General features: G+C 70.7%; 15 protein-coding genes. 9 read left to right on the plus strand and 6 right to left on the minus strand.

The annotated features are described in order from the left end of the window. Position 1: 1 nt before the first annotated feature. The 3 genes from FHR97_RS18070 to FHR97_RS18080 form a co-directional block, all read right to left on the minus strand. Positions 2-1,117: an extracellular solute-binding protein gene (locus tag FHR97_RS18070; RefSeq protein ID WP_183385193.1), complete on the minus strand. Its 1,116-nt coding sequence runs from the start codon at positions 1,115-1,117 to the stop codon at positions 2-4. Continuing rightward, on the minus strand, positions 1,107-2,855 hold the full coding sequence (locus FHR97_RS18075) for a chloride channel protein (protein WP_183385194.1): 1,749 nt from the start codon (positions 2,853-2,855) through the stop codon (positions 1,107-1,109). Before FHR97_RS18075 ends, FHR97_RS18070 begins: the two co-directional genes overlap by 11 nt. A 317-nt stretch (positions 2,856-3,172) precedes the next feature. Beyond that, entirely contained in the window at positions 3,173-4,570 is a 1,398-nt protein-coding gene (locus tag FHR97_RS18080) for an aminotransferase-like domain-containing protein (RefSeq protein WP_183385195.1), read from the minus strand. A 98-nt stretch (positions 4,571-4,668) separates the two neighbouring features. On the opposite strand from FHR97_RS18080, the gene FHR97_RS18085 reads away from it, so the two are divergent. The 8 genes from FHR97_RS18085 to FHR97_RS18120 all read left to right on the plus strand — a co-directional run bounded on the left by FHR97_RS18085 (position 4,669) and on the right by FHR97_RS18120 (position 10,652). Beyond that, positions 4,669-5,268 carry a LysE family translocator gene (locus tag FHR97_RS18085; RefSeq protein ID WP_183385196.1) on the plus strand — a complete coding sequence of 200 codons (600 nt, stop codon included), beginning with the start codon at positions 4,669-4,671 and terminating at the stop codon, positions 5,266-5,268. 53 nt (positions 5,269-5,321) lie between these two features. Then, positions 5,322-6,167 carry a PhzF family phenazine biosynthesis protein gene (locus FHR97_RS18090; protein ID WP_183385197.1) on the plus strand — a complete coding sequence of 282 codons (846 nt, stop codon included), beginning with the start codon at positions 5,322-5,324 and terminating at the stop codon, positions 6,165-6,167. A 117-nt stretch (positions 6,168-6,284) separates the two neighbouring features. Beyond that, positions 6,285-7,508 (plus strand): RNA polymerase sigma factor, encoded by a 1,224-nt coding sequence (locus FHR97_RS18095; RefSeq protein WP_183385198.1) that lies wholly within the window; start codon positions 6,285-6,287, stop codon positions 7,506-7,508. Between the two features lie 211 nt (positions 7,509-7,719). Continuing rightward, positions 7,720-8,541, plus strand: coding sequence for a YciI family protein (locus FHR97_RS18100; RefSeq protein WP_183385199.1), 822 nt, complete (start codon positions 7,720-7,722; stop codon positions 8,539-8,541). Positions 8,542-8,560: 19 nt separating this feature from the next. Then, on the plus strand, positions 8,561-8,938 hold the full coding sequence (locus FHR97_RS18105) for a YciI family protein (RefSeq protein ID WP_183385200.1): 378 nt from the start codon (positions 8,561-8,563) through the stop codon (positions 8,936-8,938). Continuing rightward, complete coding sequence (locus FHR97_RS18110; RefSeq protein WP_183385201.1) at positions 8,935-9,288, plus strand: DUF1428 domain-containing protein; 354 nt, start codon at positions 8,935-8,937, stop codon at positions 9,286-9,288. The genes FHR97_RS18105 and FHR97_RS18110 overlap by 4 nt, the downstream gene beginning before the upstream one ends. Before the next feature lie 102 nt (positions 9,289-9,390). Then, entirely contained in the window at positions 9,391-9,867 is a 477-nt protein-coding gene (locus FHR97_RS18115; protein ID WP_183385202.1) for a VOC family protein, read from the plus strand. A gap of 173 nt (positions 9,868-10,040) precedes the next feature. Further along, positions 10,041-10,652, plus strand: coding sequence for a class I SAM-dependent methyltransferase (locus FHR97_RS18120; protein WP_183385203.1), 612 nt, complete (start codon positions 10,041-10,043; stop codon positions 10,650-10,652). A 108-nt stretch (positions 10,653-10,760) separates the two neighbouring features. Here the strand turns inward: FHR97_RS18120 and FHR97_RS18125 are convergent, their stop codons facing one another. Next, a complete protein-coding gene (locus tag FHR97_RS18125) occupies positions 10,761-11,846 on the minus strand; it encodes a methyltransferase domain-containing protein (protein WP_183385204.1) in 1,086 nt (361 codons plus the stop codon). Between the two features lie 110 nt (positions 11,847-11,956). On the opposite strand from FHR97_RS18125, the gene FHR97_RS18130 reads away from it, so the two are divergent. Further along, positions 11,957-12,985: a GlxA family transcriptional regulator gene (locus tag FHR97_RS18130; RefSeq protein WP_183385205.1), complete on the plus strand. Its 1,029-nt coding sequence runs from the start codon at positions 11,957-11,959 to the stop codon at positions 12,983-12,985. A 23-nt stretch (positions 12,986-13,008) separates the two neighbouring features. Here FHR97_RS18130 and FHR97_RS18135 read toward each other — a convergent pair whose 3' ends face one another. Together FHR97_RS18135 and FHR97_RS18140 are read right to left on the minus strand one after the other, a co-directional pair. Then, complete coding sequence (locus FHR97_RS18135) at positions 13,009-13,419, minus strand: RidA family protein (RefSeq protein ID WP_183385206.1); 411 nt, start codon at positions 13,417-13,419, stop codon at positions 13,009-13,011. Between the two features lie 83 nt (positions 13,420-13,502). Continuing rightward, on the minus strand, positions 13,503-14,408 hold the full coding sequence (locus tag FHR97_RS18140) for a cation diffusion facilitator family transporter (protein ID WP_183385207.1): 906 nt from the start codon (positions 14,406-14,408) through the stop codon (positions 13,503-13,505). Between the last annotated feature and the right edge of the window lie 148 nt (positions 14,409-14,556).

Below are 14,556 nucleotides of genomic sequence, written 5' to 3' on the forward strand. Positions count from 1 at the left end.
GTCAGTCGTCGGGCGGCGTCTCGTCGGCGTCGGGGAACAGGGCCGCGCGGAAGTAGTCGCCGATGCGCTCCCGGGTCCGGGCATACCAGGCCTCATCCTTGGTCACCGACCGCTCGGCGTTGAGCGGATGGGTGGGGATATGCAGGCGCATGTCGATGCCGCTGTCCGCGTGGGTGGTGATGCGCAGGGCGGCGCTGTGCCGCGAGGGCCCGTAGGGAATATAGCGGGTCAGCGCCGCCTGGCGCTCGGTGGCGGTAGCGAAGCGGATGAAGGCCCGGGCCGCCTCGGGATGCGGCGCCTGGCGCGGGATCGCCCATACCTCGTGCTCCTGGACCTGGCCGTCCCAGAGGATGTCGATGGGCACGTCGCGGTTGACCATGGCATCGAAGAAGCGGCCGTTGTAGCCCGAGGCCATCACCACCTCGCCCTCGGCCAGCAGCTCGGGTGGGGTGCTGCCGGCCGCCCACCAGCGCAGGTCCTCGAGGCCGGCCAGGCGCTCCAGGGCCAGCGACAGTCCGCGCCGGGTGCTGAGCAGCCGGTAGAGCTCCTCGCGGGGCACGTCGTAGGACAGCATGGCCCATTCCAGGTTGACCGAGGGGGTGCGCTGCAGGGCCCGCGGGCCGGGGAAGCGCCGCTGGTCGAAGAGATCGGCGATCCGCGTGGGCCGCCGGCCGGGGAAAGCGTCGCGGCGATAGGCCACCACGGTGGCGAACACCGAGTGGGTGATGCTGCAGGGGCCGAAGGCGCCGTCGATGAAGTCGCGCTCGGCCGGGGTGCCATCCGGTGCCGGCTCGGCCAGCGACGTCGACAGCGGAACGAGCAGCCCCTCGCGGCAGGCCGCCATGGCCTCGCTGCGGGTCATGTCCATCACGTCCCAGGGCACCTCGCCCGTGGCCACGGCCCGGCGCAGGTCGGCGAGCCCGCCATCGTAGCGGGCCACGTTGACCGGGGTGCCGGTGGCCGCGGTGAAGGGCGCGAAGAGGGCGCGCTGCTGGGCGCGCTCGTAGGCGCCCCCCCAGCTCAGCACGGTGATGCCCTCGGCGGCGGCGGCGGCCGGCAAGGCCGCCCAGAGCCCCAGTGCCAGGGCGCACGCCCGGCAGAGGCCGCTAGCCCGCACCGTGTTCCTCCCGCCGCAGCTCGTCGCTGTAGCGCAGGAAGGCCCGGGCGATGCTCGCCTCGAAGACCACGCCCAGGAAGGTGTCGTCGTCGTCCACCACCGCGATGGCCTCGCCGGTCATCTCCTGCAGCTGGCGCATCGCCGTCCACACCGAGGTCTGCGGGCCGAGCACCGGGCGCGGTGTCTGCGGGCAGTCGTCCACCGTGCGCGCCTCCTCGCCCTGTTCGCGGATCACCTCCAGGTCGGCCAGGGTCACGCTGCCCCGGTAGCGGCCCTCGGCGTCGACCAGGTAGGCCTCGCCGTGGCCGGCCCGGCCCAGCCGAGCCACGGCCTCGGCCACGCTGGCATCGGGGCGCAGGGTCACGCCCTCCTGGCTCATCAGCTGCTCGAGCCGGGCGTCCTCGAGCACGGCGCGGCTGCGCCCCGAGGAGAGGTCGAGCCCGCGCCCGGCCAACTGGATGTCGAACAGCGAGCGACCGAACAGCTGGGCGGCGATGGGGCTCGCCAGGGTCACGCTGGCCAGGGCCGCGGTGGTCAGGGCATAGCTGCCGGTGAGCTCGAAGACGATCAGCAGGCTGGTCAGGGGGGCACCGATCACCGGCGCGGTCACCGCCACCATGCCGCAGACGGCGTAGAAGACGAAGGTGTCCTGGGCGCCGCCGGCCGCGGCCACCAGGGTGCCGCACAGCGCACCGAACAGGGTGCCGATCACCAGCGCCGGGCTGAACACCCCGCCACCGAAGCCCATCCCCAGGCACAGCGCCGTGGCCGCCAGCTTGAGCACCAGCACCACGCCCAACTCGAAGCCGCCGAAGGCCCCGGCGATGGTGGCGAAGCGCAGGGTCTCCTGGCCCATGCCCAGGATGTCGGGGACCCACAGCGCGACCACGCCGAGCATGGCCCCGGCCAGCGCCGGGCGCAGCGGGGGCGCCAAAGGCAGGCGCCCGGCGAGGCGGCCCACGGCCAGGATGCTGCGCATGTAGGCGCCGGCCACCAGGGCGCCGAGGCCGCCGATGGCGAGGAAGACGGCGAACTCCCAGGGCCGGGGCAGGGCGGGTTCGGCCACGTGGAAGAGGGCCCCGCGGGCCAGCACGTTGGTGGCGATCACGTGGCCGACCAGGGCCGCCGCGGCCACCGGGGCGAAGGCGCGCAGGGCATAGTGGCGCAGCACCACCTCGTGGGCGAAGACGATGCCCGCCAGGGGCGCGTTGAAGGCGGTGGCGATGGCCGCCGCGACGCCGCAGGCGATGGTGATGTTGTCCTCCGAGCGGCCCAGGCGCAGCAGCCGCGCCGCCGCCGAGCCGAGGCTCGCGCCCATGTGCACCAGCGGGCCGTACTGGCCCACCGAGGCCCCGGCGCCCAGGGAGACCAGCCCGGAGAGCGCCGAGAGCACCCCGGCCCGGGCGGGCAGCCGGCCGCGCCGGGTCTGGACCGCGGCGATCACGTCGGCGGGGGTATGGGGGCGACGCTCGGGAATGGCCCGGTGCAGCTGGCCGACCACCAGGCCGCCCAGGGCCGGCACCAGCACGGTGGCCACGACGAGCCACTCGGGGTGGGCGAACATCATGCGCCCGCGGGGCGAGATCAGCAGCAGGTCGTTGAGCCACAGCACGGCGGCCACGAACCCCACGGCCGCCAGTGCCGCCAGGCCGCCGATGAGGGCGCCCAGCAGCACCAGGCCCAGGAAGCGAATGACGCCCCCCGGACCCTGCACCGCGCGGTCCCCTGCCTGTGGCATGCCCATGTTCAAGGTGTAGGTGCGGCGGGGAGCGCCTGCAAGAATAGCGGCACAGGGAGGTGCCGCCGCCGGCCGCCAGGCCGGCGCGAGCCCGTGCCACACCAGCAGATTCACGCATCTGCGCCAGTGTGGCGCGGGCGATAATCCAATAGGTCAGGACGACCTATTGGATTGCCAGGTTAATAGCGGGGCACGAAATGCCCCGCGGGCGGGATCAGTCCAGCGAGGTGGCGCCGATGCGGTGGATGCTCAGGTCGGCGCCGGCGCACCGTCGTGGTGCCGGCCGGCGCCATTGTGCACGCTTCGCGGACAGGCCCTCAGAGGGTCTGCCAGGGCGAGGTGGGCGGCTCCGATAATAGCTCGTCGACGATCGTCAACGCTCGATCGAGGATCTCGCGGGTCTCGGCCGGGCCCAGGCATAGTCGCACGGCCTGGGGGGCCGGCTCGCTGCCCATGCAGAAGGGCTCCGGCGTCGAGACCTTGACCCCTCGCCGGGCGAGCAGTGCCTGCACCTCGCTGCTGCGTCGCCCCGCCGGTAGCGGCAGCCATATCAGCGACGAGCCCTCGCGGCTCAGCGGCCCGTAGGCGGCCAGGCGTTCCAGCGCCAGGGCGCGGCGAGCGGCGAGCTCCTCGACCTGCCAGCGCAGCAGCTCGCGGCTGCCGGGATCCTCCATCCAGCGACAGGCCGCCTCCACCATCAGCGGCGGCACCATCCAGCTCTGGGAGCGCAGGGCCGAGCAGAGGCGTTCCTGCAACTGCTCAGGCACCGTCAGGCTGCCGATGCGCAGCCCGCCGGCCATCACCTTGGAGGTGCTGAAGATATGCAGGGTGCGCTCCGGCGCCAGTTCGATCAGCGGCGTGCCGCGCTCGGCCTCGGGCAGGTACTGCACCGCGTCCTCGACCAGCCAGATGTCGTGTTCCCGGGCCAGGGCCGCCAGGCGCTCGCGGCGGGCCTCGCTGAGCCGCACGCCGGTGGGGTTGTTGAGGTCCGGGGTGACATAGAGCAGGCGCGGCGGCTGGCGGGCGCAGAGCCGGGCCAGGGCCTCGACGTCCATGCCGTCCTCGTCCATCGGCACCGCCGCCAGGCGCAGGTGAGCCTGCTGGGCGGCGCAGACGAAGCCGGGATAGGTCAGGGCGTCGCCTGCCACCAGGTCGCCCGGCTGGGCGAGGGTGCGCGCCACCAGGTGAATGCCGTGCTGGCCCCCCTGGGTGATCAGCAATCGCGAGGGGTCGTCGGGGAGGCCGAGGCTGCCCTGCCAGGCGGCGATCCGCCGGCGCTGGGTCTCGCTGCCCGCCTCCGGCTGGTAGTCGGTGGCGGCCTGCAGGGCCTCGGGATCCTCGGTGATCGTGCGCAGCGCCCGCTGCAGGCCCTGCGCGCGAAGCGGGTGGGGCGGCGGCAGGCTCATGCTGATGTCGATGACGCCGTCGCCCGCCGGCTGGCCGGCGCGAAAGAAGGGCACGTGGTCATCCTCGGCCGAGCGGCGCACATAGGTGCCGCTGCCGACCCGGGACGCCACCCAGCCCTGGCGCTGGGCCTCGGCATAGGCGCGGGTGATGGTGCCGACGGTGACGCCGAGGCGGTCGGCGAGCTGGCGCTGGGGCGGCAGCTTCTCGCCCGGGGCCAGCTCGCCGCGGCCGATCGCCTCGGCCATGGCCTCGGCGATGCGGCGATAGCGGGGACCATCGTCGGGGAGGGTCGGTGTCCAGATTGTCATGGTGACAATAAAACCTTTGACGCCGGTATTGTACCTATTATGCTCTGAAAGACGCGCAATATCCAGCGATCAATCCAAAATTGTAGGGATACAATACCATGGAAACCCTGGCCTTCCTCGGACCCGCGTCCCTGTTCATGATCTCCATGACCCTCACTCCCGGGCCCAACAACGTGATGCTCACCGCCTCCGGGGCCAACTACGGCTTCCGCCGCACCCTGCCGCACCTGCTGGGCATCATGGGCGGCTGCTTCCTGCTGTTCGGGGCCATCGCGCTGGGCCTGGGCATGGTCTTCGAGCGCTTCCCGATCGTGCAGATCCTGCTGCGCATCGTCGGCAGCCTCTACCTGCTGTACCTGGCCTGGGGCATCGCCACGGCGCCGCCGCCGGAGTTCGGCAACGCCGAGGGACGCCCGCTGAGCTTCTGGCAGGCCGCCGCCTTCCAGTTCGCCAACCCCAAGGCCTGGGTGATGGGGCTGACGCTGATGGCGAGCTTCCTGCCCGAGGAGGGCAACACCTTCGTCAACGCCCTGGTGCTGGCCGGCGTGGCCGAGCTGGTGGCGTTGCCCTGCATCTCGCTGTGGGCGGGCTTCGGCATGGCCATCGGCCGCTGGCTGAAGGGGCCGCGCTCCTGGCGGGTGTTCAACGGCACCATGGGCGCGCTGACCGCGGCCTGCGTGATCTTCATCCTCGGCTGACGCCAGGCGCGGCGACGACCCGGGAGCTCACAGTCAAGAATCGGGAGGGTGACATGAAAGCCAAGCTGGTGAATGTGTTCAGCGCCGAGCGCTTCGGCGGCAACGGCCTGACGGTCTTCCCCGAGGCCGATGGCCTGTCGACGGGGGAAATGCAGGCGCTGACGCGGGAGGCGGGTCAGTTCGAGTCCATCTTCGTGTTCCGGGAAGCCAACGGGTTCACGGCGAGGATCTTCACCATGGAAGAGGAACTGGACTTCGCCGGGCACCCGCTGCTGGGGCTGGCCTATTACCTGCACCAGACGTTCGGCGATCGGGATCGGCACGCATGGCGGGTGAGGCTGAACCGGCGCACGGTCGAGCTGACCAGCGCCTGGCGGGACGGCCGCTTCACGGCGACCCTGGCTCAGGGGCGTCCCGCCTTCCTTCGGACGCTGACGCGTGACGAAGCCGGGGAGGTCTATGCGGCGCTGGGGCTGGACGCCGGCGGGCGACGCAACTATCCGGCCGAGGTGGTTTCCACCGGCTTGCCCTACCTGATCCTGCCGGTTGCCGGCGGCCTGGAGCGGGTCGCCTTCCAGGTGGCGGACCTGTCGCCGCTGCTCGCCTCGCACGGGGCCAAGTTCATCTATGTCCTCGATGTGCAGGGCTTCGAGGGGCGTACCTGGGATAACCGCGGGCGGGTCGAGGATGTGGCCACGGGCAGCGCCGCCGGCCCCGCGGCGGCCTATCTCCACAAGCATGGGATCGCGCTCGGCAAGACGCTGTCGATCGCGCAGGGACGCTTCGTGGGCCGGCCGAGCCGCATCGAGGTGGAGCTGGTCATCGACGGCATGGAGCTGGCGGATGTCCGGGTCAGCGGCGATGTCATCAAGGTGGCCGATCTCGCCTTCGCCGCCTGACGGCAGGCGCACCGGCAGTGACGTCCCGTGGCGACTCGCGCCGCGTGTCCCAGCGACTATGCTGGAGATTGACGCCCGGCGCGTCATGCCAGGGAACGGCCCGGGAGCGCTATCGCCATGCAGGTCCAGGTCTCCATCTCGACACTCTATCGCCAGCACGCCCCGCGCGTGCTGGCGACGTTGATTCGCCTGCTCGGCGACTTCGACCCGGCCGAGGAGGCGCTGCACGAGGCCTTCGCCGCGGCGGTGAGCCGCTGGCCGGCGGAAGGGGTGCCCGACGACCCCGTGGCCTGGCTGATCCGGGTCGGCCACCGACGGGGCATCGACCAGATCCGCCGTCGGCAGACCGCCCGCCAGCATGCCCATCTGCTCGCCGCCGAGGACGCCGCCGATCCGGCGGACTCGGGCATCGAGGACGACCCGCTGCGGCTGCTGTTCACCTGCTGCCATCCCCACCTGGCGATGACCGATCGCGTCGCCCTGACCCTGCGCGAGATGGCCGGGCTGACCACCGAGCAGGTCGCCAGCGCGCTGCTGCAGCGCCCGGCCAGCCTGGCCCAGCGGATCGTGCGGGCCAAGCGACGGCTGCGCGAGGCCGGCATTCCCTACGAGGTTCCCGATGCCCGTGAGTTGCCGGAGCGCCTGCCCGGCGTGCTCGGGGTGATCTACCTGATCTTCAACGAGGGCTATTCCCGCAGCGACGGCGAGACGGTGGTGGACGTGCGCCTGGCCGAGGAGGCCATCCGCCTGGCCGAGGCGCTGACGGACCTGCTGCCCCGGGGCGAGGCCTTCGGCCTGCTGGCGCTGATGCTGCTCCACGACGCCCGCCGCGCGGCGCGCCAGGACGCCCGGGGCGAGCTGGTGCCCCTGGAGGAGCAGGACCGCCGGCTCTGGGATCAAGTTCAGATCGAGGCCGGGGTGGCCTGCCTGGAACGGGCCCTGGCGCAGAGCCCCACCGGCCCCTACACCCTGCAGGCCTCCATCGCCGCCGTCCATGCCCAGGCCCCCAGCGCCGGGGCCACCGACTGGCGGCGCATCGTGGTGCTCTACGAAGGCCTCTATCGCCGGCAGCCCACCCCGGTGATCGCTCTCAACCGGGCGGTCGCCGTGGCCATGCGCGACTCGCCGGAGGCCGGCCTGGCGCTGCTCGAGGAACTCGCCGGGCAGAAGGCCATCGTCAACTACCACCTCTACCATGCCGCCCTGGCCGACCTGCACCGGCGCGCCGGCCACCTTGAGGCGGCCCGGCAGGCCTACGAGCGGGCCCTGGCGCTGACCGTTCAGGCCCCGGAGCGCCGCTTCCTGGCGCGCCGCCTGGCGGAACTGGAGGACGCCGACTGAAAACATGGTGCATCACATTGTTACCGGGAAATGAGTCACGTAGACATGTCCGCAGTAGTCCCGGCTCGAGGCCTGCCGGATGCACTCGCAGGCTCGTTTATCCGGCCTACGCCGGACTGGCGGCCGCCGAATGAAAAAAATCGTCTCGGCCTGTCGATTCCCGTCGGCGCCGCACGACTCCTGAATACCCCCCACCAAGGAGAGTGATGTCATGCGATACATGCTGATGCGCAAGGCCGATGCGGACACCGAGCAGGGCATACTGCCCAGCCAGGAACTGCTGCAGGCCATGGGCGACTACAACGAGCGGCTGATCCGCGCCGGAGTCTTCGTCAACGGCGATGGCCTGCGCCCCAGCCGGGAGGGCTGTCGCCTCGAGTTTCGCGGCGGCGAGCCCCGGGTCATCCAGGGACCCTTCCCGGCCACCGAGGAGCTGCTGGCGGGCTACAGCGTGCTCGAGGTGGAGTCGCTCGAGGAGGCCATCGAATGGGCCAAGGGCTGGCCTCGCGAGGATGGCGAGGGCAACGTCACCCTGGAGCTGCGGCGCTACTTCACCATGGAGGACTTCGACCCCGGCGCCGGCCTGGAGCGGCACATCGACCAGCAGCGCCTGCCCCGGGCACTGCAGGTGCACCTCAATTTTCCCGGCACCTGCCGGGAGGCGATGGCCTTCTACGCCGAGGTCACCGGCGGCCACCTGGAGGCGGTGCTGACCTATGGCGAGACCCCCGCCGCCGAGGACACGCCGCCCGACTGGCATGACCGGGTCATCCACGCCTCGCTCAATATCCGCGGCCATCGGCTGATGGGCGCCGACATGCTGGGCGATTGTTACCGGGCGCCCCAGGGGGCCCAGGTGTTCCTCGACTATGCGGATGTCGACCAGGCCGAGGCGGTGTTCCGGCGGCTGGCCGAGGGCGGCCAGGTGCTGATGCCCTTCGAGGCCACCTTCTGGGCGCAGGGCTTCGGCATGGCCACCGACCGCTTCGGCGTGCACTGGATGGTCGCCACCCCGAACGACCAGTGCCCCTGATACCAGGGAGGAGGGAAGCATGCAGTACGTTGCATTGGTGTACTACCAGGAGCAGTTGATCAACGCCATGAGCGAGGCGGAGTGGCATGCGCTCAACCAGGAGTGCGTGGCCGGGGTGGAGCGCCTGACGGACGCCGGGCACTTCGTGACCGGCCGGGCCCTGCAACCCGTGGAGAGCGCCACCAGCGTGCGCCTGCGCGACGGCGAACTGCTGGTCTCCGACGGCCCCTTCGCCGAGACCAAGGAGCAGCTGGCGGGCTTCTACCTGCTGGAGGCCCGTGACCTCAACGAGGCCCTGCGGCTGGCCGGCCGCATCCCCCCGGCGCGCTTCGGCACCATCGAGGTGCGCCCGGTGCGGGAGTTGCCTCCCAGAGACGATACCGGAGAGACATCATGAGCTACGTGGATGGTTTCGTGGCCGCCGTGCCCACCGCCAACCGGCAGGCCTATATCGAGCACGCCCGACAGGCGGCGGAGGTCTTCAAGGAATACGGTGCCCTCAAGGTGGTGGAGTGCTGGGGCGACGACGTCCCGGAAGGCGAAGTGACCTCCTTTCCCATGGCCGTGCAGTGCCGCCCCGACGAGACGGTGATCTTCGCCTGGCTGGTCTGGCCCTCCCGGGAGGTGCGTGACCAGGCCATGCCCCGGATCATGGAGGACCCGCGCCTGTCGCCGGAGGTCAATCCCATGCCCTTCGACGGCAAGCGGCTGATCTACGGGGGTTTCGAGACGGTGGTGGACGAGTAGCCACCCGACGGTGGCCGACGCCCGCGGTGCGCAATGGCGTGCCGCGGACGCCGGCCAGGTTCCCCAGGCGGCGGCAGGCACCCCCTGCCGGGAGGAAGTCCCATGCAGAAGATCACCCCCTTCCTGTGGTTCGATGGCCAGGCGGAAGAAGCGGCCCGCTTCTACGTCTCCCTGTTCCCCGACTCGCGCATCGAGCGGGTGGTGCACGCGCCGACCGACACGCCGAGCGTGCCGGTCGGCGCGGTGCTCCTGGTGGAGTTCACCCTCGCCGGGTCGCGTTACGTCGGCCTGAACGGCGGCCCCGGCGTGCCCTTCACCGAGGCGGTATCGCTGCACATCGACTGCGCGGACCAGGCCGAGGTGGATCGCTACTGGGCGGCCCTGGCCGAGGGCGGCCGCGAGATCCAGTGCGGCTGGCTCCAGGACCGCTGGGGGCTCCGCTGGCAGGTGGTGCCCACCCGCATGCACGAGCTGCTGCGCGACCCCGATCCCGAGCGGGCCCGACGGGCCATGGAGGCGATGATGGGGATGACCAAGCTCGTCATCGCCGACCTGGAGCGCGCCGCGGATGGCGGCTGAGCCGGTGCCCGCCCTGGAGGACCGTGGCGCTCCGCCCCGGCTGGCAGACGTCATGGTCGTCCATGATCCCTCGGGGGCAGGCGAGCCGGCACGATGCCCCGGTACTCGCACGTACGGACGACTCGCTATTCGAGGTGGCGGCATCACCTTGGATTAATCAACAGGTAAGGGGAATGAACGTCGTAAAGCGCATCCTGATGCGTGCATTCGGGTGTCCACAGGGCGTCCTGGGAAGCCTCGGTGGCACCCTCATGGCGCGCATGAACCGGCGGATGGCCCAGCGGGCCAGCGAATTGCTCGACATTCAGCCGAGCGACAAAACGTTGGAGGTGGGCTTTGGGCCGGGCGTGGGGATTCAACTGCTGGCCCGTGCCGTTGCCTCGGGGTGGATCGCCGGAATCGACCCCTCGGAAAAGATGCTTGAACAGGCCAGGACGCGCAACGCAGCCGACATTCGGGCCGGCAGGGTCGAGCTTCGGCGCGGCGCTGCCGACGCCTTGCCCTACGAGGATGCGACCTTTGACGGCGTCATGGCGATCAATTCGCTGCAGGTCTGGCCCGATGCCGTCGCAGGGTTGCGGGAGGCACGGCGTGTGTTGAGGCCAGGGGGGAGAGTGGTACTCGGGTTTACTCCCCAATCGGGACAAACGAAGGAGAATGTGACGGCAGCGCTCACCACGGCGGGGTTCGCCGATCCACGCGTGGTGGACCTGGAGGAGGGCTACTGCGTGCTGGCGGTGAATCCCGGCAGAAGCGACCGAGCGGCCAGCATTGCCGATCGGTAGTAAGCGGCGGATGGCGGCTGAGCCGGTGGCTGTTCAGGGCGCATCGATGCCGGTCCGGAGGCGCCTCAGGCGTCTCCGGGCCGGAAGTTCGGGCGTTGCTGCAGCGGATCAGGGCCGGCAGACGAAGTAGTCGTTCTGGATATCGTGCTCCAACTGGTGGACATGGATATCGCGGAACCCGGTGTCTTCCAGGTAGGCCAGGGCACGCTCGCGACCCCACATGGTGCCCAGCCCCTCGCCGCCCTGGGCCAGCGAGACCGTCATGCAGTGGCTGAGCGACACGGCATAGAGCATCGCGCCCAGCGGGTGCTCGCGGTCCAGGTGATGGTGGCTCGAGGCGTGGATGTCCTGCACCAGGTAGACGCCGTCGGCGGTCAGGCTGCGGTGAATCCCCTTGAGCAGCCGGCGCGGCTGGCCCTGGTCGTGGATGCCGTCGAAGGTGGTGACCAGCTCGAAGGCGCCGGGCTCGGCGGTGGCGTCGAAGTCGCTGAGGTCGCGCACCTCGAAGGTCAGGTTGCTCAGCCCGGCTCGCTCGGCCTGGTCGCGCGCCCAGCCGATGGCCTCCTCGGAGAGGTCGTAGCCCATGAAGCGGCTGGCCGGGAAGCGCTCGGCCATGGCCAGCAGGGCTCGGCCGCGGCCGCAGGCGCAGTCCAGCACCCGGATGCCGGCCGCCAGGCGCTCGGTGAGCCCCGGGGCGAGCGGCAGGATGTGGTCGAACAGCGCCGGCAGCACCGTCTGGCCGCTGTCGCTGGCCATCACCTCCTGGAAGCGCGGATAGCGGGAGTAGGGCACGCCGCCGCCCTCGTGGAAGCAGCGCAGCACCTCGTCCTCCACGCTGCCCAGCAAGGGCATAAACTGGGCATAGACGGCCAGGTTCGCCTCGCCCCGGTCGGTGAGCAGCGCGGCGCGCTCGTCCGGCAGCCAGTAGCTGGCCTCGGCCGGGTTGGTCTCGACCACCTCGGCCGCCACCATGCCGCCGAGCCACTCGCGCACGTAGCGCTCCTGGAGGCCGGTGCGCTCGGCCAGGGCCTGGCTGGTGAGCGGCGGCTGGCCGGCCAGGGCCTCCAGCAGCCCGGTGCGGTAGCCGATCGAGGTCAGCAGCAGCAGGCCGCCGTGGTTGAGGGCCTGGACCATCCGTGACTCGAAGTCATCGGCGTGGGTCGTCGGGCGTGTTGGGATGTCGATATCGCACATGAGCGGGCTCCTCCTGTCGTTGTCGTGTCGGCGTTGGGGCCAGGGTCACGATACGACCGGGGCCCCGCCGACACTCAGGCGCATCGCGCCGCAAACGAGGGGTTTCTGCCATGGGTGAGCCCGAGACACGAAACAAGGCGACCATCGCGCTGCTGGCCGGTCCCGACGTGACCGCCTCGACCCTCTTCGGCATGTACGACATCTTCGGCTCGGCGGGCCGCGACTGGGAGTTGTTGATGCATGGCCGGCCGGGCGAGCCGCTGCTCGACCCGCTGATCGTCTCCCGGGACGGCCAGGGCTTTCGCACCGCCAATGGCGCCTGGATTGCCCCGGATGTCGCCCTGGCCGACTGCCCCATGCCGCTGGCGGTGTGCGTGCCGGACCTGATGATCGCCCCCGGCGCCAGCCTGGCGAGCTATGTGCCCGAGATGGCCTGGTTGCGCGACTGCCAGGCAGGCGGGGCGCTGATGGCGGCGGCCTGCACCGGGGCCCTGCTGTTCGCCGAGGCGGGGCTGCTCGACGACCAGGACGCCACCACCCACTGGGCCTACTGCGAGGTGCTGGCAAAGCGCTTCCCCCGGGTGCGGGTACATGCCCATCGCTCCCTGGTGGTCAGCGGCGAGGGGCAGCGGCTGATCATGGCCGGCGGCGGCACCACCTGGCAGGACCTGGCGCTGTTCCTGGTGGCGCGGCTGGTGGGCGTGGACGAGGCCATGCACCTGGCGCGGCTCAACCTGATCGACTGGCACCGGGAGGGCCAGCAGCCCTATGCCACCCTGACCAGCTCGCGCCAGGTGGAGGATGCCTGCATCGCCCGCTGCCAGGTGTGGGTGGCCGAGCACTACGACACGTCCTCGCCGGTGGCGGGCATGGTGGCGGTCAGCGGCCTGACCGAGCGTTCCTTCAAGCGGCGCTTCAAGGCGGCCACCGGCATGACGCCGATGGACTATGTGCATACCCTGCGCCTCGAGGAGGCCAAGCAGTGCCTGGAGAGCAATGATGCTCTCATCGACGCGGTGGCCGAGGAGGTGGGCTATACCGACCCGAGCTTCTTCCGGCGGCTGTTCGGCCGCCGGGTGGGCCTGACGCCGAGCCAGTATCGTCGGCGCTTTCGCAGCCTGCGGCTGCGCCTGCAGTAGGCCCGGGTGTCGGCCCGGGGGGCTCAGTCGCCGTCCTCGGCCTCGGGGCTGGGCGGGCGACGCGCCACCAGGGTGATCTCCACGTTGGCACCGCCGAGCAGCCGCGGCGCCTCGGTGCAGGTGCGGGCCGGGAAGTCCGGCGCCGTGAAGAATTCCGCGTAGGCCGCGTCCATCTCCTCCACCAGATCAATGTCGGTGAGGTGCACGTCGACACGCACCGCATCCTGGGCCCGGCAATCCACCTGTTCGAGGATATGCACCAGGCGGCGCATCACCCAGCGGGTCTCCTCGGCGACATCGCCGAGCACAGCCTCGCCGCCCTGGATATCCGCCGCGGTGAGGCCCGAGAGGTACACGTAGTCCTCGTCGAGCACCACGTGGCTGCCGGGAAAGTTGGGGGTGGGCAGGGTCGAATCATTGTGGAACTTCGGCATATCGACGTCCTCCTTGTCGCTTGGCCGTCACTTCTTGCGACAGGCTTGGCGGCGCCGATGTTCCAGGCATGGTTCCGGTCGGCTCAGGCCCAGCGCGGATCGGCGGTGAACGACACGGTGAACCAGCGCCGTTCCGGCGGGATGCTCAGCCCCGCGGCGATCGCCTCGCGGATCTCGTCGAGTTCGGCCATGCCGCGCCCGGCGGCGAAATCCCCCCGGGTGACGATATGGATCTCGATAAAGTGGCCGCGGCCGGCCTTGGCAACGTGGCTGTTATAGTCGAGCAGCCCCTCGCGGCGCATCACTGGGGCCATGGCGGCCTGCACCTCGCGGTCGACGGCGCTCGGCGCGATCAGGAACACCTCCCGCATGGCGCGGCGCACGATGCCGACGGGCACCGGCAGGAACCCCAGGGTGAGCACCGCCAGCAGCAGCGAATCCACGTAGGGGGTGAGGTGGGCATAGCTTGTGCGCTGCAGGCCCAGGGCGATGGCGAAGGCGACGAGCAGGGCGCCGGTGATCAGCGACGCCATCAGCCAGCCGTGCATGTCGATGCGCACGAACTCCGAGTCCGCCTCGCGGTTGAGCCGCCGCTGATGGAGCGTCATCGCCGTGCACACCAGGGTGACCACCACGGCATAGCCGATGGCCACGTCGAAGGCCAGGTCCTGGCCGCCGTCGATCAGGCCCTGCACCGCGTTGAGGAAGGCATAGAAGCACAGCAACAGCAAAATGGACCCGTTGAGCGCCGCCACCAGCGGCTCCAGGTGCCAGTAGCCGTGCTGGAAGCGCCGGCTGGCCTCGCGCCCCGCCAGCCGCGAGACCCCCAACGCGAGCCCCGACATCGCCGCATCCAGGCTGGAGAAGACCCCATCGAAGAGGATCGAGCGGGAGCCGGCGAGCAGGCCGAAGACCACGCCGAGGCCCGCCACGACCAGGGTCATGGCGATGGAGACTTTCAAGGCACGCTGTTCGAGGGCGGCGGACATGGCGATCTTCCCTGATGACCGAAGCCTCGAGTCTAGCCACATTTCTCGGGCGAGGGCGAGGGCGAGGGGCGGGCAGGTGACCGGAGACGTCATCCTCGACGCTGCCACCGAAGCCGAGCGAGGCGCCTCGGCACAGGCGCTATCCTTG

The organism is Halomonas stenophila (assembly GCF_014192275.1).
Classification (GTDB): domain Bacteria; phylum Pseudomonadota; class Gammaproteobacteria; order Pseudomonadales; family Halomonadaceae; genus Halomonas; species Halomonas stenophila.

What these genes read in the sequence shown, in the direction of transcription:
- FHR97_RS18115 (WP_183385202.1), top strand. Translation starts at nt 9,391, where the DNA reads ATGCAGAAGATCACCCCCTTCCTGTGGTTCGATGGCCAGGCGGAAGAA.
- FHR97_RS18125 (WP_183385204.1), bottom strand. Translation starts at nt 11,846, where the DNA reads ATGTGCGATATCGACATCCCAACACGCCCGACGACCCACGCCGATGAC.
- FHR97_RS18075 (WP_183385194.1), bottom strand. Translation starts at nt 2,855, where the DNA reads ATGCCACAGGCAGGGGACCGCGCGGTGCAGGGTCCGGGGGGCGTCATT.
- FHR97_RS18095 (WP_183385198.1), top strand. Translation starts at nt 6,285, where the DNA reads ATGCAGGTCCAGGTCTCCATCTCGACACTCTATCGCCAGCACGCCCCG.
- FHR97_RS18085 (WP_183385196.1), top strand. Translation starts at nt 4,669, where the DNA reads ATGGAAACCCTGGCCTTCCTCGGACCCGCGTCCCTGTTCATGATCTCC.
- FHR97_RS18080 (WP_183385195.1), bottom strand. Translation starts at nt 4,570, where the DNA reads ATGACAATCTGGACACCGACCCTCCCCGACGATGGTCCCCGCTATCGC.
- FHR97_RS18130 (WP_183385205.1), top strand. Translation starts at nt 11,957, where the DNA reads ATGGGTGAGCCCGAGACACGAAACAAGGCGACCATCGCGCTGCTGGCC.
- FHR97_RS18140 (WP_183385207.1), bottom strand. Translation starts at nt 14,408, where the DNA reads ATGTCCGCCGCCCTCGAACAGCGTGCCTTGAAAGTCTCCATCGCCATG.
- FHR97_RS18090 (WP_183385197.1), top strand. Translation starts at nt 5,322, where the DNA reads ATGAAAGCCAAGCTGGTGAATGTGTTCAGCGCCGAGCGCTTCGGCGGC.
- FHR97_RS18110 (WP_183385201.1), top strand. Translation starts at nt 8,935, where the DNA reads ATGAGCTACGTGGATGGTTTCGTGGCCGCCGTGCCCACCGCCAACCGG.
- FHR97_RS18105 (WP_183385200.1), top strand. Translation starts at nt 8,561, where the DNA reads ATGCAGTACGTTGCATTGGTGTACTACCAGGAGCAGTTGATCAACGCC.
- FHR97_RS18135 (WP_183385206.1), bottom strand. Translation starts at nt 13,419, where the DNA reads ATGCCGAAGTTCCACAATGATTCGACCCTGCCCACCCCCAACTTTCCC.
- FHR97_RS18100 (WP_183385199.1), top strand. Translation starts at nt 7,720, where the DNA reads ATGCGATACATGCTGATGCGCAAGGCCGATGCGGACACCGAGCAGGGC.
- FHR97_RS18120 (WP_183385203.1), top strand. Translation starts at nt 10,041, where the DNA reads ATGAACGTCGTAAAGCGCATCCTGATGCGTGCATTCGGGTGTCCACAG.